This window comes from Ammoniphilus sp. CFH 90114, assembly GCF_004123195.1.
GTDB lineage: Bacteria > Bacillota > Bacilli > Aneurinibacillales > RAOX-1 > YIM-78166.
The window spans coordinates 263,550-284,729 of sequence record NZ_SDLI01000004.1 but is presented as its reverse complement, the minus strand read 5'-3'; the positions used below and the strand labels follow the sequence as shown (position 1 = coordinate 284,729).

The 21,180-nt window shown below is 44.0% G+C and carries 21 protein-coding genes and 1 pseudogene; 19 read left to right on the top strand and 3 right to left on the bottom strand.

Annotated elements, in window-relative coordinates; translation table 11 throughout:
• Position 1: 1 nt before the first annotated feature.
• From EIZ39_RS11565 to EIZ39_RS11545, 5 genes are all read left to right on the top strand, one after another.
• Positions 2–1,318, top strand: a complete 1,317-nt coding sequence (locus EIZ39_RS11565) for a TRAP transporter large permease (protein ID WP_129200120.1) — start codon at positions 2–4, stop codon at positions 1,316–1,318.
• A gap of 30 nt (positions 1,319–1,348) precedes the next feature.
• The gene (locus tag EIZ39_RS11560; protein WP_164985042.1) at positions 1,349–1,753 is read left to right on the top strand and encodes a riboflavin kinase; all 405 of its coding nucleotides are present in this window, start codon (positions 1,349–1,351) and stop codon (positions 1,751–1,753) included.
• A gap of 78 nt (positions 1,754–1,831) precedes the next feature.
• Positions 1,832–3,088 carry an acyl-CoA dehydrogenase family protein gene (locus EIZ39_RS11555; protein ID WP_129200118.1) on the top strand — a complete coding sequence of 419 codons (1,257 nt, stop codon included), beginning with the start codon at positions 1,832–1,834 and terminating at the stop codon, positions 3,086–3,088.
• Positions 3,088–3,867 carry an SDR family NAD(P)-dependent oxidoreductase gene (locus EIZ39_RS11550; RefSeq protein WP_129200117.1) on the top strand — a complete coding sequence of 260 codons (780 nt, stop codon included), beginning with the start codon at positions 3,088–3,090 and terminating at the stop codon, positions 3,865–3,867. The genes EIZ39_RS11555 and EIZ39_RS11550 overlap by 1 nt, the downstream gene beginning before the upstream one ends.
• Positions 3,868–3,969: 102 nt before the next feature.
• The gene (locus EIZ39_RS11545; RefSeq protein WP_129200116.1) at positions 3,970–5,418 is read left to right on the top strand and encodes a purine-cytosine permease family protein; all 1,449 of its coding nucleotides are present in this window, start codon (positions 3,970–3,972) and stop codon (positions 5,416–5,418) included.
• 84 nt (positions 5,419–5,502) lie between these two features.
• Here the strand turns inward: EIZ39_RS11545 and EIZ39_RS11540 are convergent, their stop codons facing one another.
• Both EIZ39_RS11540 and EIZ39_RS11535 read right to left on the bottom strand, forming a co-directional pair.
• Complete coding sequence (locus tag EIZ39_RS11540) at positions 5,503–6,141, bottom strand: Crp/Fnr family transcriptional regulator (RefSeq protein ID WP_240675776.1); 639 nt, start codon at positions 6,139–6,141, stop codon at positions 5,503–5,505.
• Between the two features lie 113 nt (positions 6,142–6,254).
• Positions 6,255–6,905: a Crp/Fnr family transcriptional regulator gene (locus tag EIZ39_RS11535; RefSeq protein ID WP_129200115.1), complete on the bottom strand. Its 651-nt coding sequence runs from the start codon at positions 6,903–6,905 to the stop codon at positions 6,255–6,257.
• Between the two features lie 193 nt (positions 6,906–7,098).
• Here EIZ39_RS11535 and EIZ39_RS11530 point away from each other — a divergent pair, with 193 nt between their 5' ends.
• From EIZ39_RS11530 to EIZ39_RS27865, 9 genes and pseudogenes are all read left to right on the top strand, one after another.
• A complete protein-coding gene (locus EIZ39_RS11530; protein ID WP_240675790.1) occupies positions 7,099–8,661 on the top strand; it encodes a phytoene desaturase family protein in 1,563 nt (520 codons plus the stop codon).
• A 91-nt stretch (positions 8,662–8,752) separates the two neighbouring features.
• Positions 8,753–9,328, top strand: coding sequence for a 2-oxoacid:acceptor oxidoreductase family protein (locus tag EIZ39_RS11525; RefSeq protein ID WP_129200113.1), 576 nt, complete (start codon positions 8,753–8,755; stop codon positions 9,326–9,328).
• Positions 9,329–9,335: 7 nt separating this feature from the next.
• Positions 9,336–9,632 (top strand): 4Fe-4S binding protein, encoded by a 297-nt coding sequence (locus EIZ39_RS11520; protein WP_205668543.1) that lies wholly within the window; start codon positions 9,336–9,338, stop codon positions 9,630–9,632.
• 1 nt (position 9,633) lies between these two features.
• Positions 9,634–10,899 carry a phenylglyoxylate dehydrogenase gene (locus EIZ39_RS11515; protein WP_129200112.1) on the top strand — a complete coding sequence of 422 codons (1,266 nt, stop codon included), beginning with the start codon at positions 9,634–9,636 and terminating at the stop codon, positions 10,897–10,899.
• Complete coding sequence (locus EIZ39_RS11510; protein WP_129200111.1) at positions 10,899–11,939, top strand: thiamine pyrophosphate-dependent enzyme; 1,041 nt, start codon at positions 10,899–10,901, stop codon at positions 11,937–11,939. Before EIZ39_RS11515 ends, EIZ39_RS11510 begins: the two co-directional genes overlap by 1 nt.
• On the top strand, positions 11,927–12,223 hold the full coding sequence (locus tag EIZ39_RS11505; protein ID WP_129200110.1) for a hypothetical protein: 297 nt from the start codon (positions 11,927–11,929) through the stop codon (positions 12,221–12,223). Before EIZ39_RS11510 ends, EIZ39_RS11505 begins: the two co-directional genes overlap by 13 nt.
• Entirely contained in the window at positions 12,220–13,008 is a 789-nt protein-coding gene (locus EIZ39_RS11500; RefSeq protein ID WP_129200109.1) for a cyclase family protein, read from the top strand. The genes EIZ39_RS11505 and EIZ39_RS11500 overlap by 4 nt, the downstream gene beginning before the upstream one ends.
• A 29-nt stretch (positions 13,009–13,037) precedes the next feature.
• Positions 13,038–13,460 carry an acyl-CoA thioesterase gene (locus tag EIZ39_RS11495; RefSeq protein WP_129200108.1) on the top strand — a complete coding sequence of 141 codons (423 nt, stop codon included), beginning with the start codon at positions 13,038–13,040 and terminating at the stop codon, positions 13,458–13,460.
• A gap of 652 nt (positions 13,461–14,112) precedes the next feature.
• Positions 14,113–14,406, top strand: a pseudogene (locus EIZ39_RS27865) (IS110 family transposase); the annotation flags it as partial.
• Between the two features lie 105 nt (positions 14,407–14,511).
• Here the strand turns inward: EIZ39_RS27865 and EIZ39_RS11485 are convergent.
• On the bottom strand, positions 14,512–15,246 hold the full coding sequence (locus tag EIZ39_RS11485) for a Crp/Fnr family transcriptional regulator (protein ID WP_164985039.1): 735 nt from the start codon (positions 15,244–15,246) through the stop codon (positions 14,512–14,514).
• Positions 15,247–15,299: 53 nt separating this feature from the next.
• Between EIZ39_RS11485 and EIZ39_RS11480 the strand changes: the two genes are divergently transcribed.
• The 5 genes from EIZ39_RS11480 (at position 15,300) to EIZ39_RS11460 (ending at position 21,111) form a co-directional block, all read left to right on the top strand.
• Positions 15,300–16,433, top strand: a complete 1,134-nt coding sequence (locus tag EIZ39_RS11480) for an aminotransferase class V-fold PLP-dependent enzyme (RefSeq protein ID WP_129200106.1) — start codon at positions 15,300–15,302, stop codon at positions 16,431–16,433.
• Between the two features lie 90 nt (positions 16,434–16,523).
• The gene (locus EIZ39_RS11475; protein WP_129200105.1) at positions 16,524–17,978 is read left to right on the top strand and encodes a Na+/H+ antiporter NhaC family protein; all 1,455 of its coding nucleotides are present in this window, start codon (positions 16,524–16,526) and stop codon (positions 17,976–17,978) included.
• The gene (locus EIZ39_RS11470; protein ID WP_129200104.1) at positions 17,979–19,148 is read left to right on the top strand and encodes an aminotransferase class V-fold PLP-dependent enzyme; all 1,170 of its coding nucleotides are present in this window, start codon (positions 17,979–17,981) and stop codon (positions 19,146–19,148) included.
• 154 nt (positions 19,149–19,302) lie between these two features.
• Positions 19,303–19,995: a dienelactone hydrolase family protein gene (locus EIZ39_RS11465; RefSeq protein ID WP_164985038.1), complete on the top strand. Its 693-nt coding sequence runs from the start codon at positions 19,303–19,305 to the stop codon at positions 19,993–19,995.
• A 15-nt stretch (positions 19,996–20,010) separates the two neighbouring features.
• Complete coding sequence (locus tag EIZ39_RS11460) at positions 20,011–21,111, top strand: metallophosphoesterase (RefSeq protein WP_129200270.1); 1,101 nt, start codon at positions 20,011–20,013, stop codon at positions 21,109–21,111.
• The last annotated feature ends 69 nt before the right edge of the window (positions 21,112–21,180 follow it).

Here is a 21,180-nt window from a genome sequence, read left to right as displayed (position 1 = left end):
AATGGACTGGTGGGTAACTCTTTTACTAATCGTTGGTAGTTTAATCAGTTTGATGATGCTTCGAGTGCCTGTGGCCTTTGCCTTTATGGCGATAAATATTGTAGCTGCCATCTTTTTATGGGGGGGAGTAAAGGGATTAAACCTGTTGGTGAAGAGCATTGAAGATTCTCTTACCACGTTTGCCTTAGCCCCCATTCCCCTTTTTATCCTGATGGGGGAAATTATGTTTCATACCGGCATTGCTCCACGAATGATCGACACCATTGATAAATGGTTTGGCCGGGTTCCAGGAAGACTGAGTCTGCTTGCTGTGGGTGGGGGAAGCTTGCTATCGACTCTGACAGGGTCTACGATGGCGAGTACAGCGATGCTTGGGTCAACCCTTGTTCCAGAAATGGAGAAGAGAGGATATAAAAGACCGATGTCACTTGGTCCGATTCTAGGGGCAGGGGGACTTGCGGTGATGATTCCCCCTAGTGCTCTCGGAGTGCTTCTCGCTTCCATGGGTCAGATTTCTATTGGTGCCTTCATGATGGCTATTATCTTACCAGGTCTTGTTATGGCAGGTTTATTTTGTGTCTACATTATTGTCCGAGCGAAGTTGCAGCCGGAACTAGCACCTTCTTATGAATTACAACCTGTTCCTCTTGTCGAGAAGATCAAGGCTACCGTTATCTATATCTTCCCTTTAAGTCTTATCGTTTTCCTAGTGATTGGTCTTATGTTCCTTGGGGTGGCTACGCCAACAGAAGCAGCCGCGATGGGAGCTGTTGGAAGCCTCATTTTGGCACTAGGCTACGGAAAGCTCAATTTGCCTAATCTCATGAAAGCCTTAATTGGTACGATGAAAATTTCTACGATGATGTTGATCATTGTGGCAGGGTCAAGTGCTTTCAGTCAAATTTTGTCCTTCTCAGGGGCTACGCGCCATCTTGTAAAAACAGTTGGCGAACTTCCTATTTCTCCTATGATGATTCTCTTAGTCATGCTGGGTTTGGTTATTTTGTTGGGCACATTTATGGAGTCCTTATCCATCTTAATGATTGTTCTACCGATCTTTATTCCTATTGCCCAGTTGCTTGATTTCAACCTTTTATGGTTTGCCACCTTGTTGCTCATTACCATCGAGCTAGGGACCATTTCTCCACCTTTCGGCACAGGACTCTTTGTCATGAAGTCGGTTGCCCCAGCAGATACAAAGATGAAAGAGGTTTATGCGGCTTCTTTACCTTTTATCGCATTGGACATCGCTCTTATTGCTATTGTGATCTTTTTCCCAGCTCTTGTCACCTGGTTGCCTGGATTGATGAGTCAGTAAGTAAAAATTAAATGGGGAGGAATGAAGGGGATGTTAACGAGGATGAGGACTCAAGGGAGTCCGTATATTTGCGGGGAAGTGGTAAAAGGGGAGCAGAGAGGTAGACTATTAGGATTTCCAACCGCAAATATAGATTTTAAGGCATCTTGGCTTTCCTTTGGTGTTTATGGGGTAAAGGTGCGTCTTCAAGATCAATGTTATCAGGGGATCATGAATATTGGGGTTAAGCCTACTTTTCATGAGAATGCCTTTCCTGTTATTGAGGTTCATATCTTGGACTTCTCTGAGATGATCTACGGGGAAACCCTCGAAACAGAAATTTTGTTCAAGGTCCGGGATGAAAGGAAATTTGACTCTTTTGAGGATCTAAAGGCTCAGATCAAAAGAGACATTGAATTTACCAAGGAAAAGTTCAGACAAATGTTAAATCGTTAATAACTGATCATGCTGATTTATATGTATTATCTGAATATAGAAAAGAGATAAATTATTCACTAAAGGGAGGAAACAAGCATGGACTTTCGTTTTACAGAAGAGCAGCAGAGAGTAATCGACCTTTGCAAGGAACTGGCTAAGGATTTTCGCACTAGAGCCCCTGAGCATGACCTCAACCGTACGGCACCAGAGGAAAATTATGCAATCTTAAGGGAAAGCGGTTTGTTTGGGATTGCCATTCCTAAGGAGTACGGAGGTATAGGTATTGGATTTCTTGGTTATTCTGCTGCCATTGCGGAATTAGCTAAAGGCTGTGCAGCTACAGCGAATTCCTTTAACATGCATGCAAACGCGACAGGAGCAATCCTGCAGCATCCTGATATTCCTGAGAACGTTAAACAACTCGTTGTAGACTTAGCTATTAAAGAAGGAAAGCTCATGTGTACCTCTGTATCAGAGCCTACATCATCAAGCCTACTAGCCACTTCGTATACTCCATCTTTAAAGGCAGAGAAAGTTGAAGGCGGTTACAAATTATACGGAAAAAAAGCATTCTGCTCTATGGTTGAATCTAGTGATTATGTCTATCTATACGGTCATCCCAAGGGGGATCCGAATCCTCAATCCAGCATTGGCTTCCTCGTTCCTATTGATAAGGGAAGAATGGAAGGTGTTACCATTTATGATACATGGAACACGCTTGGAATGAGAGCAACTCGTAGTAATACGGTGGAATATGACGGCGTCTTTGTTCCAAATGAATTGGTTTTACATCAAACTGATCAATTCCTAAACGATTTCATCATACGTGGAGCGAATTGGGCCTTCGCTGGTTTCGCTGCTGTTTATCTTGGAGTCGGATTAGGCATTTTAGAATATTCAAGTGAACTGCTTACAGCTAAGAATCCGAAGGGCTTCTCTCAGCCACAAGCCTTCCATCCAGACAGCCGCCGCAGGATAGGAGAAATGGCAGCCGAGCTTCATGCCGCTTACTGGTCCATGATGTATGCCGCGTGGTATTCCGATACATACGGACCAAGTGTCGAGACTTTCCACAATTTCTTAAAAGCTAAGCATATGATTGCAGCTGCTACATCGAACGCTGCACGATCTGCTACCATTGCAAATGGAGCACATGGATTGTTTAAAGAGTTCCATCTTGAGCGCATGGTTCGTGATGCGTCTACTGCTCCGATTATGCCACCTAATATTGATGCTTGCGCGGATCAAATTGGCCTATTGACCATGGGTCTGAATCCTTCAGAGGCTTGCCCGCCGATGAAAGTAGAGGAACCCTTATTCGTACCAACAGTAAAAGAAGAGGTGAATAGCTAATGGGAGGACGTCTACAAGGGAAGGTAGCTATTATTACAGGAGCTGGAAGCGGAATTGGACGAGCCACTGCACTCAGGTTTGCCGAGGAAGGAGCAATGCTTGTCTTGAATGACATACAAGAGCAAGGCTTGCAAGCAGTCATTGCGGCAACCGATTTCCCGGATCGTCACACCTATGTCACCGGGGACATCTCTTTAGAGGATACAGCGATTCGCTTAGCCCAAACGGCAGTGCAGAAGTATGACCGAATCGATGTATTAGTTAACAATGCGGGGATTCATTATATCGAGGATATTACGGAGATTTCCGCAGAAGAGTTTGACCGCTGCATCGGTATTAATCTAAAGAGCATGTTCCTCTGCTGCAAGGCGGTTATTCCTCAAATGCAGAGACAACAAAAAGGATCTATCATTAATCTAGGCTCCATCTCTTCCTTTATTGGTCAAGAAATGATGGGTAAGAGTACGGTGCTTTATAACATCACAAAGGCTGGAGCTTTGCAGCTGACGAAGTCCTTAGCTACTCGTTATGCGTCGGATGGGATTCGCGTGAATGCTATATGTCCCGGAGGTACCCGTACGAATCAGATTACAGAAGAGCATACAAAGAATGCGGTCACCATGGATGAATTCTGGAAATTCGCCGGAGATGCCCATCCAGTGGGTCGACACGGTGACCCTTCTGAAATAGCGAATGGTATTCTATTTTTAGCTTCTGATGAGTCATCTTTTATGACCGGTGCACCTTTGATTATGGATGGCGGGTATCTAGCCCGTTAAATGAACTAGCAACATAGAGAATATCCGGTTTAGAAAGGAAACGGGTATTCTCTTTTTCTTTTCTAAGGTTCTGTAAGACGAAATCATGAGGGGGAAATGAAAGTGAGTGAAAAGGATCTAAATACGGTTATTGAGGATCATGCGCTTGAGCAAGTTCCCGAGTCCGAGCGACAGGGTTGGCTTCAGTTATCATGGGGGACGGCAGGAATTGTTACAACGCTGATCCAATTGTTCTTTGGGGCCTTGGTTACTTTTGTTGCAGGGATTAAGCTGGGGATCATCGCGGGGATATTTGTTACGATTGTAGGGGGACTCTTAGGGTGGGGAGTCGGTCACATTGCTTATCGCTCTGGATTATCAAGCACCGTATTAGCCCGATATTATGGGTTTGGGACGAAAGGTTCTGTGGTAGCATCGGTGATCTTTGGATTTATGATTTTGGGATTCTTAGCTCTTGAAAATGCACTCTTATATAAAGGATTCTTATTTTATTTTAATCTTGATGACACCTTAGCTTCACGGATTATTATTTATGGGATCTTGACCGTGGTCTGGGTATTACTGACAACCTACGGTTTTAAAGTGGTAGCGCGTGTGTCTTCCATTACCCTTGTAGCTTTCCTTGCTGTATTGGTATATATGGTATTTGATGTTATCACCAGATCCGGACAATCCTGGGGAGATGTCATGAGTTTTGGGGCGCAATTTCCTCCAGAGGTGTTAGCGGCGATGGGGGCAGATACCGATACAGGTAAGCTCATTTTTGGAATCAATGTGTTGATTGGATCGGCAGGCGCGCTGGCTCTAGTCGATGCGGACTTTGGAAGGTATTCCCGAAGCTCAAAGGATATAGGGATCGCTGCATTTGTTGGAAACTTTTTCATGGATGTTGTCATGTTTTGTATCGGCGGAATTGTGATGTATGCGGGTATGGGCAAACTTATCGATTACTATATGACCGTGAAGGGAATGGATCAGGCTGCGGCAGCAGAGATCGCTCTACAAAGCCCTGATAGTATAGCTGCGGCCTTTATTATCTTCGGGGGAGTTATAGGGACAATCCTGATGGTCCTTGCTCAGTCTAAGGCGCAAGTTCTTAACACCTACAGTGGTTCCTTAGCTCTATCCAACTTGTTTGATGTCTTGTTTCATTGGCGCCCTGGTCGCTTCTTGTTTGTTGTATTGGCAAATATTATCGGACTTATTATGCTCTATGGTAGTATACTAGAATTGGTTAATGCGTGGATCACTGTTCTAGGGGTATTAACGACATGTTTTGCAGGAATCATCATGGCAGATTACTTTATTGTTAGACGAAAGCTTGGACACGAGAATATTAAGGAATTCGGTGCAGACCAAGTGAACTGGGCTGGTGTGTTATCAACTGTAGTTGGCTTCGTATTGGCTCACTATGTCCTTAATCAGATTGTTCCGATTGAGTTCTTTACGTCTCTAATCGTTTCGTTTGCCGTATATCCAATTCTTCGCTTATATGTATTTAAACCAAAGTACACAAAAACGGAAGATCGAGATTGGGGAGCAGCTGTTTAGGAAGGGTTCTGTGATAAGGCCCTGAAATTTTGACTGGAGATAAATGAGGGTCTCAATCGTGTAGATTGAGACCCTCATTTTCGGTTATGAAACAGAAATATATTGTTTAAGCGCTTCAGGTTTACGGATTAATAATTTTCGATTTTGTATATCGATCCATTCTTCTTCCTTCCACTTTTTCATAATCTTATAGATGGTGATTCTAGTTAATCCTGTAAAGTCGGCTAATTCTTGTTGAGAAATATCAATCTCCATCTTCTTACAGGATTCTGCTAGTTTAAGTAGGGAGTAGGCGACTTGGTACTCAGAAGTAAGCGGTTTCAAATTTATCTCATTGATGAGCATTCGAACCTTGAGAATAACGAGATTGGCAAAGAAGATAACGAGCTCAGGATGCTCCTTCACGAGCGTACGATATGTGTCTCTCGAAAAATAGTAGACAACGGTATCTTCAATAGCAATCGCTGATGAAAAGTAGGGTTTATCATCAAGGACCTGTTCGCCAATCAATGTACCGGGTCCTGCAATATCTAAAATTCGACCTCCGCCAGAAGATAAGGAGACAATCTTTACTGCACCTTTGTCGATGTAGTAGAACCCTTCTCCAACATCTCCTTGGTTGTAGATCGTGGTCTTCTTCTTCAAGAAACGGCGACTAGCGTACTTAAGCAGTATATCCCATGATGGACCCATAGGACGTACCTTCCCCATAATGGCTGACATAAACCATCCTCCCCCGATAGATGTGTTTGATGTGCTCGCAGAATCTTCTATTCGCCTATTATAGTTCCTTTAGGAATGAAATACAACAATGTAGTTTAAAGATTTAAAATATTTTATATAGACGGTAATTTGGTGTTATCGGGAGTCTCTAAGTTGAGGATATACTTGATTTTTTTAATGTCCTTAAGAAGGATGGTCTGGTTAGAAATCTCGATCATGTCGTCTTTCAACCATTGTTGTAGAATCTTGTATACGGTAATCCGTGAAGTTCCAATGTAGCGGGCTAAAGCTGTTTGGTTGATCGGGAGATCGGTCCTATTTAGCTTCTGATGTAGCTTGAACAAAAAGTGAGCCATCTGGTATTCGGGCGGACTGTTCAGGAGAGTAACCGTCTCAGCAAGAAGCCTGACCTTATAGATGAGGGAGTTCATAAAGATCTCACCAGCCTCAGGATGTTCCTTACATAGACGATGGAATGCTTCGAATGAAAAATAATAGAGTAGAGAATCGACATCCAAAACAACTGTAGAGAAGTAGGGAACTTCTTGAATCCCTTGTTCACCAAGCAAAAAACCAGAAGGAATGTAATCGACAATCCGTTCGGTTCCCTTTGATGACAGGATCTTCACGTTAACCATCCCATCGTAGAGATAATAAAATCCACGTCCCGTCTCTCCTTGTCTGAATAAAATATTATTCTTCTTAAGGCGTCGTTCCTCACCAAACCTTATGTAAGGCTCCCATTGAAATTGTAAGGAGTTCATGGAATCCCCCTCTCAAAATTGTTGGAAAATGTTAATTCATTAATAGTAGCACAAACCTCGAACATGATAAGATTATTGAAAAATATGAAAATTTAACTTATGCAAGCGATTACAATATTAATTATAGGGATTCAAAGTAAATAATCAAGGGTTCATCTTATTTTTTAGGGTAGAGGGGGAGTTTGAGTTGACTATGTATGATGCAATTATAATCGGCTCAGGACACAATGGACTCATTGCAGGAGCTTATTTAGCCAAATCGGGGTGGAAGGTGGCCGTCGTTGAGCGTAACAGCGAAATAGGAGGGGCCTGCCAAACGAGAGAATTGACGATTCCTGGGTTTAAGCATGACCCTTTCGCTGCATCCCATGTTTTATTTTATGGATCTCCCATCTATGCGGAGTTTGGGAAGGAACTTGAGACCTATGGACTAAAGTATAAAACGGCTACCCACTCATTTGCTAGTTTATTCCCTGGTGGCGAAAGTATCTCTGCGTATTCTGATGTCGAACGCACCATTCGTGAGTTAAGTCAAAAATCAAAAGCAGATGCCGAAACCTGGTTGGAACTGATTAACTTTTTCGGTGAAGCTGCAGATGGTTTTGGTTCCCTGCTCTATAACGAGATTCCTTCTTGGGGGACGGCCAAAAGCATTTACGCTCTTTATAGGAAACTGGGGAAAGAACGCTTTATGGATTTCGGCCAGACTTTAGCTAAGACACCGAAGCAAATGGCTATGTCCCACTTTGAGCACCAGCAAGTTCAGTCTTGGTTTACGGCATGGGCGTACCACCCAGATTTTGATCCAAACACGGCCTTTGGTGCTATGTTTGCCTATTCGACTATGGCTGCCTTGCAAGTTATGGGTAATCCTGTTGCCGAAGGTGGAAGCGGGAAGATGCCGGAAGCCTTCGGTAAAATGATTGAAGCCTACGGAGGAAAGATTTATCGGAATACTCCTGTGACCAAGATTCATATTCGTAATAACCGAGCGGTAGCAATCGAAGCTAACGGTGATGTTATGGAGGCTCGCAAGGCCATCATTGCAGGTCTGGAGCCCAAGCAACTCTACTTGAATTTAATCGGAGAATCTCACCTTCCTACCGGCTTTGTGAAAAAGGTCAAACGTTATCGTTATGGTCATGCCCAGATGAAATTGGACATTGCGTTAGATGGCGATCCAGGTTGGGAAGCGGGAAGTGAATTAGGCAATGCTTGTTATGTACACCTAGCTCCATTTGTAGAAGACATTGAAAAGACGGCGTATTCCACGAACATTGGCATGTTGCCGGAGAGTCCACTAGTTGTCGTCGGACAACAAAGTGCGGTCGATCCTACACGGGCTCCAGAAGGTAAACACACCTTATGGGTTCAAGTGCGGACTGTTCCTTATGAGATCAAGGGGGATATGGCTGGAGAGATTAAAGGGACGGACTGGGATGAGATTAAGGAGCAATACACAGAAAGAATCATTAAGAAAATCGCCAGCTATGCTCCAGGAATCGAGTCAAAGATCTTAGGGGTACATACGATGACTCCGAAGGATTTAGAGAGAGAGAATCCCAATTTGCGGGAGGGGTGCATTGGAGGAAGTCATCATTTTGATCAGAACTTTATGTTCCGTCCATTCCCAGGATATTCAAGGTTCAACACACCTTTTAACAATCTCTACATGATTGGAGCTGCAACATGGCCGGGTTCGGCGTTGCATGGGGGATCTGGCTATATGATTGCGAAGAAGCTTCTTAAGAAATAGAGTATAAACAATATTTTCTGAATAAATGTTAAATCATTAATATTTTAAATATATATAAACGTTATAAACTTTAGGAAAGAGGGGTGATGTTATGAAGGAAATACGCTTTCACGGTCGAGGAGGACAGGGAGCGGTCATGGCATCAGAGTTACTTGTACACGCTCTGGTTCGTGAGGGTAACTTTGGTCAATCCATACCTGCTTATGGCTTTGAACGACGAGGGGCCCCGTTGCAGGCGTTTGTTAAGCTGGATAGTAAACCTATACGGGAGCGAGTTCAGGTTTATGAACCGGACGGCATCATCGTCCTTGATGAATCGCTTCTTGCCCAAATTCCTGTCTATGAGGGAATCCGGGATAATAGTTTTGCCATACTGAACTCACGCAAGCCAAGAGGGTTTGAAGGTGCACCCGCGGGGCTCAAGATGATTGCCACAGTCGATGCGAATCGTATCGCTTTAGATATCTTTAATGCCCCGATTACGAACACCATTGTACTTGGTGCTTTCTCTGCCGCAACAGGACTTGTAAGCTTAGAATCTCTGAAAGAAGCGATATTAGGGGCGTTCCCCAAGAAGATCATTGACAAGAACATTCAAGCTGTGGCGAGAGGTTATGAGGAAGTGGTTGTAGCCGAGCGAGAAGAAGTCCTAAGGAAAGTGAAGTGAGAAAAAATTGAAGCTTACTGTGAAACCGGAAGTTCAGTATAAGGAAACGGGAGAGGAAATTGCGTCTGTTGGTCGTGGGCTTTATGTGGTGAATACGGGGCTTTGGCGCTATCAGCGTCCGGTGACAGACCCGGATGAGTGCAAACGATGCTCTGCCTGTTACATGTATTGCCCGGTAGGTTGTAAGATTGAACTCTCCACCCACTATGATACAGATCTGGACTGGTGTAAGGGCTGCGGTATATGTGCTGAGGTTTGTCCTGCCAATGCCATTACCATGTATGAGGAAAGGGGAGACGAGTAAGATGGGGAAAATTGATGTCTTAAACGGGAATAAGGCAGCAGCCTATGGAGCAAAACTCGCTCGAGTAGAACTGCTTGCAGCCTACCCCATTACTCCACAAACCCCTCTAGTAGAATATCTAGCAACCTATGTGGCTGACGGGGAGATTGATGCTGATCTAGTAGAAGTGGAAAGCGAGCACAGCGCTCTCAGTGTACTCCAAGGGGGAGTGTTAGCGGGAGCAAGAACCTTTACCGGAACGAGTTCACAGGGATTAGCCTTGATGTATGAACCTTATATTCGCACAAGTACCATGAGAATGCCAATTGTAATGGCCTTAGTCACCAGAGAAGTGATTTCCCCACAAACCGTATGGGGTGGGCAACAGGATGCTGTTACGGTTCGCGAGGCCGGATGGATTCAGATCTGGTGTGAAACGGTTCAGGAGATTCTAGACACTGTCGTTCAAGCTTATAAAATTGCGGAAAACAAGGAAGTATTGATTCCAGTCAATGTATGTTATGACGGATTTTCCTTGTCGCATATGGCTGAAAGAGTAGAGCTTCCGGACCAAGAATTGGTGGATCAATTTCTTCCAGCGTCGGATATTTCCCACTTAAAGCTTGATCCAGCAAAGCCTATGTCGGTAGATCCCCTGACAGCAGGACCTATGTTAACGGAATTCCGGCATAAGCAAGTAACCGCAATGAAACGAGCTGAGGAAGTAATAGAAGAGGTAAGACAGGAATGGGCAGAAAAGTTTGGGCGTGACCACGGGGGGATGATCGATACTTATCGCATGGAAGATGCAGAGATAGCGATTGTTTGCTTAGGAAGTCCCGCTGGAACGGCGAGAGTCGTCATCGATCAAATGAGAGAGCAGGGAATTAAAGTGGGAATGCTTCGTATCCGAGTTCTTCGCCCTTTCCCTGTTGAAGCCGTAAAGCAGATCTTATCTAAGGTGAAAGCCATCGGGGTCATCGATCGAAATGTTTCTTTTGCAGCTGGATTTGGTATCAGCTACTTAGAAGTTAAACAGGCTTTCGGAGGAGAGAAAATGCCTCCTATGCTGGACTTTATCGGTGGATTAGGTGGTTCTGACGTGACGCTGGCCAATATTGGAGATGCGGTCCTATTAACTCAATACGTAGCTAACGGTGGTAAATGGAAGGACGTTACGTGGTTTGGACTAGACCCTATTGATTTTGAACAACTTGACCAGAGTAAACTGCGAAAAATGATGGGTGATGATCAGGACGATGAGTTGCTGAGAGGGGTGATTAGCTGATGGGAGTAAAAGATGGGGAAAGAGATAACGTCAACTTTTCAACCATTCCGAAAGGAGCGAAGCCAACCCTTGTAAAGGATGATTCGTTTTTTACGAAGAAGCGCTTTGGTTTTATATTTAATGAAGAAAAACAAATAAAAGAAGCGTACAAGGAAATTACCAAGGTCGAGGATATGCTTTCTCCCGGGAACTCCGCTTGTCTTGGATGTCATGCTGAACTCGCGCTTCGAACCACGCTTCGTATCCTAGGACCGAACACCATTCTTGCGATTCCTCCAGGATGTATGGGTGGAATTGGAGTGGTAGGGTTCCAGGGGGGGGCGGGTACGAAGATTCCGGTATTCTTCCCCTTGTTAGATAATACGGCCGCCATGTTAGCAGGAATTAAGCGAGCTTACCGCAGGCAGGGGCGGGATGATATTAATGTCGTAGCTTTCGCAGGGGATGGAGGAACCGCTGACGCAGGCTTCCAATCCTTATCTGGCGCTGCAGAGCGTGGAGAGAATATTATCTATATCTGTTATGACAATGAAGCTTATATGAACACAGGGGTACAGCGGAGTGGAACGACTCCGAAGTGGTCATGGACCCAAACCACTCCGATTGGAGATGGCAGCCGAGGAAAGTCACAGAAGGGAAAAGATATGCCCATGATTATGGCCCAGCATGGGATCCCTTATGTGGCGACAGCGAATCCATCCTTTCTACCCGACTATATTGAAAAACTGAAGAAAGCAATGCAAGTGAAGAATGGGATGTCCTACATTCATCTTTACTCCGGGTGCCCAACAGGGTGGAAGTTTCCTACGGAGAAAACGATCGAAGTGGGGAAGATCGCTGTTGAAACGAACCTTTACCCTTTATGGGAGTGTGAAAATGGGAAGTTCAAGCTTACGCACAAAGTGTGGAAAAGACGCCCTATCAGTGATTACACCCAATCGATGCAAAAGTATGCCCATCTTAGTCCAGAAGAGATCTCTGAGTTGCAAGGCATTGTAGACAGCAATTATAAAAGGTTGGAAAAGCTATGCAAACTGTAACGAAGAACGGAACGCCTTATCTCGTTGAAATAGAAGCAACCTCTCATGCTTGGAGGAAGCCGTTTGTCGCCTTGTTTGAAATGTTGTTTCGGGCGGGTGATGCCGTTCGATTAGGGAAGACCACGCTGTTCGTAAAAAATCAGAAGGGCCAAGTGGTTCATGAGGAGTATTATGGGAAGTCGCGAAAGGCAGCATGGCATAGACGCCTTGAGATAGAGCAAGTCATGAAGACGATGGACGAAGCACAATTTCTTGAATGGTTAAAGGGGAGGAATAAGGGATGAGTTCAAATCAAGCAATTAACAATCTTATGGCGGGAATTATTAACGGGGAGGTCGAAGTAGTAGATCTTGCCCAACCATTAAACGAAAGTACACCTGTGATTCAACTTCCAGAACCATTTAAGAATACAGGAGGATTCAGATACATTCAATTGTCCCAATATGACGATGCGGGCCCTGCCTGGTATTGGAATGATTTTGTTGCCGGCGAGCACTGTGGTACTCACTTTGATGCTCCTAACCATTGGATCTCTGGTAAAGAAGGTGATAGCGTCGATTCTATGCCTGCAAAGAACATGATTGGAGAAGCTTGTGTGATCGACATCAGTCAGCAAAGTGCCGAGAATCCTGATTATTGTCTGACTGTTGCGGATATTGTGGCGTATGAAGATAAGTACGGACGTATTCCAGATCATTCCTGGGTTATCCTCTACACAGGCTGGGGGAAGTATGGTCAGGATCCAGAAAAGTTCTTTAATATAGGTGAGGATGGTATGCCCCATACTCCTGGGACAACAGTTGAAGCTTCTATTTTCTTAGCTCAAGAAAGAAATATCCTTGGTTTTGGTGTGGAGACAGTGGGAACCGATGCCGGGATTGCTGCTACTTTTGACCCACCTTTCCCCAATCATTTTTATATGCATCAAGCGAACCGATATGGTTTGGCTCAATTGGCTAATGTCGATCAATTGCCGCCACGTGGCTCTGTCATTATCGCTACACCATTAAAAATTACAAACGGTAGTGGAAGTCCGATTCGTCCTATAGCCCTTGTACCTAAAAAATAAAAGATAGATAGGGAGGAGTTTGAAAGCGGATGGTAGAGAACACGGTGAACCTAAATGTTTATTGGGGAGATACCGATATGGCTGGGATCATATACTACCCCAATTACTTTAAATGGTTTGATATCGGTTGGTTTCATTTGTTTAAAAAGCTTGGGATAGCACCTAAAGAGTTAATGGAGGAGCAAAAGATTGCCTTCCCCATCATTGATGTTGGGTGTACGTTCCGAAAACCCCTCTATTATAATGATGAGATTCGTGTCGTAACAAGGGTGGCCGAAGTGAATGAAAAAACATTCAAGTTAGTTCATGAGGTCTATCGAGGAGAAGAATTAACAGGCAAGGGACATGAGCTGCGTGGATGGGTAAAATTTGATGAGGGTATACTCAAGGCGTATCCGATACCAGATGAAGTGAGAAGAAAATTAACGCAGGAAAGCGTAGAGGTTAAATAGAGCTAGAGGTTCTCTGATGAAGTAACAGGTTCCGTTTAGAAGTGCGAAATAACATCATAAAAAACTACAAAAGAAGGGCTTCTCTCAACTGTTATGTTGGAAGAAGCCCTTTTTTAATTTTGTTTTGTGTTATTGAACTCGAATCGATGGAGGAATAGATTGCATTCGGACAAGCGTAAGCTTTTATCGCTTTGCTCTGTCCGAATGAGGCTTGTATTCTGACAGGTGAGAGCTATTTTCTGCTTGAGCTGTCCGAATGAGGCTCGTATTCTGACAGGCGAGAGCTATTTTCTGCTTGAGCTGTCCGAATGAGGCTCTTATTCTGACAGGCGAGAGCTATTTTCTGCTTGAGTTGTCCGAATGAGGCTCTTATTCTGACAGGCGAGAGCTATTTTCTGCTTGGGCTGTCCGAATGAGGCTCGTATTCTGACAGGCGAGAGCTATTTTCTGCTTGAACTGTTCGAATGAGGCTCGCTTTAAGACTAACTTTAAGCAATCCAGTTCGTTAGTAAAAAAAACAACTTATATTCACACTTCATTTTATATGGAATTAAACCATGTAAAACAACAGAAAGAAACGCCTGAATCGCTATGCGAATCGACGCTCGAAATGACTTGTGAATTTACTCAAAGCGGGAGATATTGAATAAAGCTCAGCACTGTTCCAGACCGCAAAACCGATGTGAAGGATGCGGAACAGATTGCCAAACTGCTCCGTCAAGGATTACTCAAAGCAAGCTTTATTCCCTGTCCAAATCAACGGGGTTTAAGAGAGTTGGTTCGCTATCAGTCGAAGCATTATTGAAGGACGTGCTCGGTAGCATAGTCAAATCCAAAAAGTATTAGAAGGAGCCAACATCAAGCTAGGCTCTGTTGGTCCTGATTTATGGGCTTTTTATCTACCAATATGCTTCATGCAATCTCCGAAGGCAAGGAAGATCCTGAAATTTAAGCAAACTTTGCTCAAATTTTGTTTTTAGTAAACATATCCTATTTTTTCTGTAAATATAAATTTTATAGAGTATTTTTAGTTTTGTAAAATCCTTTACATTTATTTTTCTTCTTCTCTTTTATAATCAAGGAAAGAGCGAGGATGATTCACATGTTGCAATAGTTTGGACAGATCTTGAATCGTATATTCCTTACCTGACTTAGATATGACCCCTAGTTCGAGCAGGCTTCTGATATGATTGGCGATGGTGACTCTGGTCGCCCCAACTAAGTTGGCCATCTCCTGGTGGGTGAACGGGATGGTGATGTGAATTCGGTTTGCGTCTAACTTATCCCCATAGGTAAGCCCAAGTTGCAGGAACATATCAGTAGTACGCTGGAAAGACGAGCGAAAGGCGAGTTGTGTGGTATGAAAAGATAGCAGTCTAATCTTCACGCTCATCATCTCCCAGACTTGGAGACAGTATGTAGGATCATGCAAGACTTCTTTCATGAAGGTTGCTGCAGTAAGTTTAATGAGTTGAGAGGGGCTTGCTGTAACGGCATTCGTTGAATAGGTTTTCTCCTGAAAGAGGCTGCATTCGCCTAACAGTCCGTTCCTCCCCATGATAGCAATGGCTTTTTCATCACCTAGCTCAGAAACAGAGAAGAGTCGAATTCGACCAGCCTTAACAATGTAAACGCTTTCGGATGGCTGGTGGCTATGAAAGATCACCTCACCTTTCTTCAACTCGATCAGTTGACCTTCTTTTTCTAACGTTGTCCATTGAAAGGGAAGCTCATCTAGCCAGGGGGATAAGGAATCATACTCAGTGATCAGGGTTTTGGTTTTCATTTTTGCCTCCTTTTGTATGAAATAAAAAATTACGTTAATGAGGAGTGATGCAGATGTCATCGATCGAACTGTCTGATTATCGGGCAGAATTTCCTATTCTTGAACATCAGGTTCAGCTCTCAAGTTGTTCCCAGAGTGCACTAAGTATGAGGGTGAAGAAGGCGATCAACCAATATATGGACTCCTGGGAGAAGGAGGGCATGGATTGGATGGGATGGATGGAAGCCGTCGAGGCTTCTAGGGTATCTTTCGCTCGTTTAATTAATGCGGAAGTAGAAGAAGTGGCCGTGGTTCCTTCTGTCTCCCATGCGGTATCCGCTATTGCAACAAGCCTCGAGATTAAGGGGGATAAGAACCAAGTCCTCGTTACAGATATGGATTTTCCCACGATTGGCCACGTGTGGCTCGCGCAAAAGGATATGACTGTAAATTTTATTTCGTCAGAGCAAGGTCAAATTCCTCTCGAAGCCTATCAAAAAAATATAGAGGATCATACTCTTATCACCTCTATTTCTCATGTGTCCTATTACAACGGATTTCAGCAGGATATCGAGCAAATCGCTAGAATCGCTCACGCGAAAGGATCCTATTTGTTCGTGGATGCTTATCAGTCCGCTGGCAACGTAAAGATTGACGTAAAACAGATGGGGGTTGATTTTCTAGCAACGGGGCTACAGAAATACTTATTGGGAATACCCGGTATTGCTTTTCTTTATGTCAACAAAGAGGTGGCGAAGAAACTTCAGCCACGAGTAACAGGTTGGTTTGGTCAAGAGAATCCATTTGCCTTTGATGTTGAGCGACTGGAGTTTGCGGAAGGGGCACGAAAGTTTGATGCAGGGACCCCACCGATGATCAACGGATTTGCAGCACAAGCAGCTCTCGATTTCCTTCTCGAAGTGGGGATGGATAGGATTGAACCTCATTTAAAGAAACTATCACGATTTGCTCTTCAATATGCTGCTGAGCGAGGGTTGGCCGTGAGAAGCCCACTTGATGTTCAGATTAAAGGCTCTAATACAGCTATATTTGTACCGAATGCCAGCGAAGTGGAACAAAGAATGAAACAAAGAGGAATTATTGTCGCTTCCCGTTTAAATGTCATTCGAATTGCTCCGCATTTCTATAATACCGAAGGAGATGTTAAGAAGGCTATCGATGTTCTCTGTGAGGAAATAAAGGTTTAGTAGAGATGGACGATGAAAGGGGGGATGTACTAGGGTTCGATACTAAAGGATAGGGCTTGACAAATACTTCATTTACAAAAGGAGGCGCGTATGAAAAATTCAAACAAACAGATCCTCGAGTTTTATGGCGGTGTTCCTGTACTTCTTATTCCTTTTTGTGCCATGTTTATCGGAATCTTATGGTTAGGTGTGAATGGCGCGGCTCTCCCAGAAGCGTTTTGGCCTATGGCGTTGTTAGGCATTTTTCTTGGAATGCTCCTTGCCAAAAATAAAAAGACCTATGTCGATGCGCTAGTCGAAGGTATTAGCTCGAATATGCTAGCCATCATGATGCTTGCCTGGTTCTTAGCCGGTATTATGGCCAAGTTGCTTGGTGTTACTGGGATTATCCAAGGACTTGCTTGGGTGTTTCTTGAAGTAGGTGCAAGTGCTGCCTGGTTCCCTTTAATTACGTTCTTGGTGGCAGCGATTCTTTCTATGTCTACAGGAACGGCCGTAGGGACACTAATTGCGACAAGCCCTATTATGTTTCCTGTCGGTTATGCTTTAGGAGCTGACCCGGTACTACTTATTGGAGCGATCATTGGGGGTTCGTTTGTTGGTGATAATTTAGCTCCTATCTCCGATACTACCATTGTATCCGCTTACTCCCAAGGGACGACAGTGGATAAGGTGGTCAGATCAAGAGTGAAGTATGCGGCCGTCGCGGGAGGAATCACGCTACTGCTCTATGTTATTTTTGCTTTCGGAGAATCTGGAAGCGTAGCGACAGCAGCTGACATGGAATTACAACCAAACGGTCTTGTTATGTTACTCGTCCCTATTCTTCTCATCTTTTTAATGGTTAGAGGTCATCATTTTGTGACCGGTTTATTATATAGTACAGCTTTTGGTTTCCTTATTGGACTAGTAACGGGATTGCTGAAATGGTCAGATATTCTCTATGTGAATGTAGCTGAGTTTTCTGCGACGGGTATTATTATTAATGGGGTTAATGGTATGGTTGGAGTTGTTGTGTTTACCGTCTTCCTAATGGGAATGATTGGTACCTTGCAAAGAGGCGGGTTTATTGAATGGCTAATGGAGAAATCAGAAAAGTTTGCCACTACTCCGAAGAGAGCCGAAGTAGCTATCGTATTCGTTTCTTTAGTGGTTAATGCTCTTACCACAGCTGGAACACCAACGATGGTTATGCTTGGACCCTGGGTGAGGCGATTAGGACATAAGTTTAAAATTACACCATGGCGTCGAGGTAATCTGCTAGATGCTTGCTCCACATCTATCATTGGCTTCTTGCCATATAGTGTGGCTGTATTAATTCCGTTTGCCTTTGTAGGTGATCTGGTAAAAGACGCAAATGCAATAGGATTTAACCCCGTCGGAGTGATGCCGTTTGTGTTTTATTGTTGGGCCTTAATGATTGTGACGATCTTCGCTGCCTTCAGCGGTTGGGGAAGAGATTTTATTGACAGCGAGACTTATCATGAAGAAGCGAAGGAATTGCAAGGTGTTCAGGCGATTCCGGGCCAGACGATCGAGGCTTAAGTGCGAATTCGTTATATGGACTATGCATGTATGGGGCGTCCGGCCCCGTCCACGCTGTCAGCCGTAGCCGAGGCCATAAGGAAGATGAGCCAGTGGGAACTGCCTGGAACCGCACAAACGCTTAAGCTGTTTGAAGAGGTGGAACAAGCAAGAATTCAAGCTGCCGAGATGCTAGGTGTGAAAAGTAAACATATTGCTCTTGTAAATAATACGACACATGGTCTCGGTACATTAGCATCTGGTCTACAACTGGAGAAACATCATAATGTTGTCATTCCAGACACTGAGTTTATGAGTTCTACCTTAGTTTGGCAACAGGCGCAGAAAATAAGAGGATTTGACATCCGGAAAGTGGTTACATCCAACGGGCAAGTAGGGGTAAAAGATTTTGAGTCTGTCATGGATCGGAACACCAAGGTGCTCGTGGTCAGTGCGGTACAGGAAGTCAGTGGTTATCGCACGGACTTACAGGGACTCTATGAATTGGCAGAATCTAATCAGGCCTTTCTGATGGTGGATGGGATTCAGGAACTAGGGGTGCTTCCAAGAAACTTAATAGATACTCCCGTACATGCGTATTGTGCGGGAGGACATAAATGGCTAGGGAATCCATTCGGATTAGGCATCATGTATGTACATCCTGCACTAGCGGAGAATTGTCATCCCTCTTTTGACGGCTATCTGAACGTGCATGAGCCTAAGGAAGGCTGGGATAGTTATCTGCAAAGTCGCACCAGGACGGCATTCGATAGCTTTATCCCTTTAGAAGAGGCGAGAAAGTATGAGCCCAGTGGGACCCCAAACTGGATGGGAGCGGTTGGATTAAGGGCCGCGGTCCAGGAGATCCAAGAGAAGGGGATGGATCTCATTGCAAAGAGCACCCTTCAATTAACGGAACGGTTAAAGAGTCATCTGAAGACTCTTGGCCTTCAACAGTATATTCTAGGGGGAAGTGAAAGTATCCATTGTTCTGGGATTGTGACCTTCTCCCTTCCAGGAGGTCTAGAGCAAGAACGGCGTCTACTAGGTAAGCTTGAAGCGGAAGGAATTTATGTTTCCTTGCGTTCGATCGGTGGTATCGGGGGGATTCGGGTTTCACCCTACTATTGTAATACCATGGAGGATGTGGATAAACTCGCGGAGATGGTTGAGGGAGAAGTGAAAAAATAACCGGAAGGTGTCTCAGACTTGTTCTGAGGCACTTTCTTTATGCCTAGCGCATTCCCAGCATCACCAAGTTGATTCCAAAACCCCTTTTCTAATAAGATAGAAGAAGGCTATGATCTCCCACAAGCCCAAAATCGGAAAAGGAAGGCACATACGAATGAAATCTTCTGAACTGGATGTAAACGTCATACAGGTAAACTACGAGAATGAGAATACGTTGTTTTCTTCCGTGCTATGTCAACCAGAAGCGATGGGCAAGCTTCCGGCGATCGTCACGATTCATGGAATCTTTGGGTTGCAGGAAATGGACATCAACTTTGCCCGTCGACTAGCTTCACTAGGTTATGTCGTATTAGCTCATGGATGGCAATCAAAAGAAAAGGATCCGTCCGATCAAGATATTGTAGAGGGAATTCGGCAAGCTATTGAGTTCTTCAAGGAAAATGAGAGAGTAGATTACAATAGACTAGGTCTCATTGGGATATGCCGCGGTGGAAGCATTGCAATGCTATCTGGAGCAAATATAGAGGAACTTAAAGTCTCAGTATCATTTTACGGACAAGCTTATTACCCTGTTCTGGATCATAAAAAACCAGTCTCTCCTATCGATCTAGCGGATAAAGTTAAGATACCCATGCTTTTTGTTCATGGTGAACAGGATTCAATCTTTGATGCTCAAGAGTCCGTGGACATGTGTCGTGCTCTTCAAGTAAGAGGTCAGATCGCTGAATATAAATTATATCCTGAACCAGGACACGGTTTTTTTCTGAAGGGACATCGTAACTATCATGAACAAGCTTCAGAAGATGCCTGGATCATTTTATCCAAGTTTCTTCAAGGAAATCTCTAAGTGAAACGTTCAAAGATGGCAGGAAGTGTCCTTGGGATATTTACCCTTTATTCCTTACTCGTTTTTTATATTGGCTGGAATGGATGGGTCTGGCTCGAAACCGTGTTTCAATTCCAGTACCCAGGCCTTTATGCCTTAATCGTTGGATTTATAGCTTTTGCTTACTTTTTAAGTCGATTCGGCCATCGTTTCTCGATATTTAGAATGATAGGTTCCTATTGGATGGCCATCCTTCAATATGCCATTCTCCTGTTACCCATAGTCAATATTTTAGTCATCATGAGTACCTATGGATTTTCCATACCCCTAGAGACGAGTATCTTTTGGTCTGGCTACCTGACGATTTTTATTTTCTTTATGATTTTTGCCTATGGTACATTTAATGCACACAGCCCGGTCGTAAGAAGATATGATATTCATATCCCTAAGAAGGCGGGGCCGTTCAAGCAGCTTCGTATCGCGATGGCTTCCGATATGCACTTCGGCACTCTTTCTGGTAAGGCGCATTTGCGAAGATTGGTAAAGGGAGTAAATGAACTCAATCCTGACTTGATTCTATTGCCAGGTGACATTATTGATGATGACCCGGAACCTTTTATCCGTAAGAATATGGGAGAAGTAATGAAGCAACTGAAGGCCCCACTTGGTGTGTTTGGGGTGCTTGGCAACCACGAATATTATGGTGGGAAAATCCCGCGATTCATAGAGCAAATGGAAAAAATCAATATAAAGATTCTATTAGATGAAGCGATTGAAATAGAAGAAGGGTTTTATGTTATAGGAAGAAAAGATCGAACGGAAAAAAATCGACTAAAGTTAAATGATCTATTAACCGGACTTGATCCAGCCCGGCCCCTTCTTCTAATGGATCATCAGCCTTATGGATTGGATGAAGCACGAGCACATGGCATTGATCTGATGGTATCGGGACATACCCATCGGGGTCAGATGGCACCTAATCATCTCATCACGAAAAAAATGTATGAACTAGATTGGGGATACTTAAAGAAAGGTTTGTTGCATGTCATTGTATCCTCTGGTTTTGGCTTCTGGGGTCCTCCAATCAGAATTGGCAGTCGATCCGAGATTGTACAAATTGATATCCGTTTTGACTAAGGGAAATGCACGGGCTTTTTGCTCGTGCTTATTTCTTTTTGTCTTATTCCTTCTGATATATAATAGAGG

What these genes read in the sequence shown, in the direction of transcription:
- EIZ39_RS11565 (WP_129200120.1), top strand. Translation starts at nt 2, where the DNA reads ATGGACTGGTGGGTAACTCTTTTACTAATCGTTGGTAGTTTAATCAGT.
- EIZ39_RS11560 (WP_164985042.1), top strand. Translation starts at nt 1,349, where the DNA reads ATGTTAACGAGGATGAGGACTCAAGGGAGTCCGTATATTTGCGGGGAA.
- EIZ39_RS11555 (WP_129200118.1), top strand. Translation starts at nt 1,832, where the DNA reads ATGGACTTTCGTTTTACAGAAGAGCAGCAGAGAGTAATCGACCTTTGC.
- EIZ39_RS11550 (WP_129200117.1), top strand. Translation starts at nt 3,088, where the DNA reads ATGGGAGGACGTCTACAAGGGAAGGTAGCTATTATTACAGGAGCTGGA.
- EIZ39_RS11540 (WP_240675776.1), bottom strand. Translation starts at nt 6,141, where the DNA reads ATGTCAGCCATTATGGGGAAGGTACGTCCTATGGGTCCATCATGGGAT.
- EIZ39_RS11535 (WP_129200115.1), bottom strand. Translation starts at nt 6,905, where the DNA reads ATGAACTCCTTACAATTTCAATGGGAGCCTTACATAAGGTTTGGTGAG.
- EIZ39_RS11530 (WP_240675790.1), top strand. Translation starts at nt 7,099, where the DNA reads ATGTATGATGCAATTATAATCGGCTCAGGACACAATGGACTCATTGCA.
- EIZ39_RS11525 (WP_129200113.1), top strand. Translation starts at nt 8,753, where the DNA reads ATGAAGGAAATACGCTTTCACGGTCGAGGAGGACAGGGAGCGGTCATG.
- EIZ39_RS11515 (WP_129200112.1), top strand. Translation starts at nt 9,634, where the DNA reads ATGGGGAAAATTGATGTCTTAAACGGGAATAAGGCAGCAGCCTATGGA.
- EIZ39_RS11510 (WP_129200111.1), top strand. Translation starts at nt 10,899, where the DNA reads ATGGGAGTAAAAGATGGGGAAAGAGATAACGTCAACTTTTCAACCATT.
- EIZ39_RS11505 (WP_129200110.1), top strand. Translation starts at nt 11,927, where the DNA reads ATGCAAACTGTAACGAAGAACGGAACGCCTTATCTCGTTGAAATAGAA.
- EIZ39_RS11500 (WP_129200109.1), top strand. Translation starts at nt 12,220, where the DNA reads ATGAGTTCAAATCAAGCAATTAACAATCTTATGGCGGGAATTATTAAC.
- EIZ39_RS11495 (WP_129200108.1), top strand. Translation starts at nt 13,038, where the DNA reads ATGGTAGAGAACACGGTGAACCTAAATGTTTATTGGGGAGATACCGAT.
- EIZ39_RS11485 (WP_164985039.1), bottom strand. Translation starts at nt 15,246, where the DNA reads ATGAAAACCAAAACCCTGATCACTGAGTATGATTCCTTATCCCCCTGG.
- EIZ39_RS11480 (WP_129200106.1), top strand. Translation starts at nt 15,300, where the DNA reads ATGTCATCGATCGAACTGTCTGATTATCGGGCAGAATTTCCTATTCTT.
- EIZ39_RS11475 (WP_129200105.1), top strand. Translation starts at nt 16,524, where the DNA reads ATGAAAAATTCAAACAAACAGATCCTCGAGTTTTATGGCGGTGTTCCT.
- EIZ39_RS11465 (WP_164985038.1), top strand. Translation starts at nt 19,303, where the DNA reads ATGAAATCTTCTGAACTGGATGTAAACGTCATACAGGTAAACTACGAG.
- EIZ39_RS11460 (WP_129200270.1), top strand. Translation starts at nt 20,011, where the DNA reads ATGGCAGGAAGTGTCCTTGGGATATTTACCCTTTATTCCTTACTCGTT.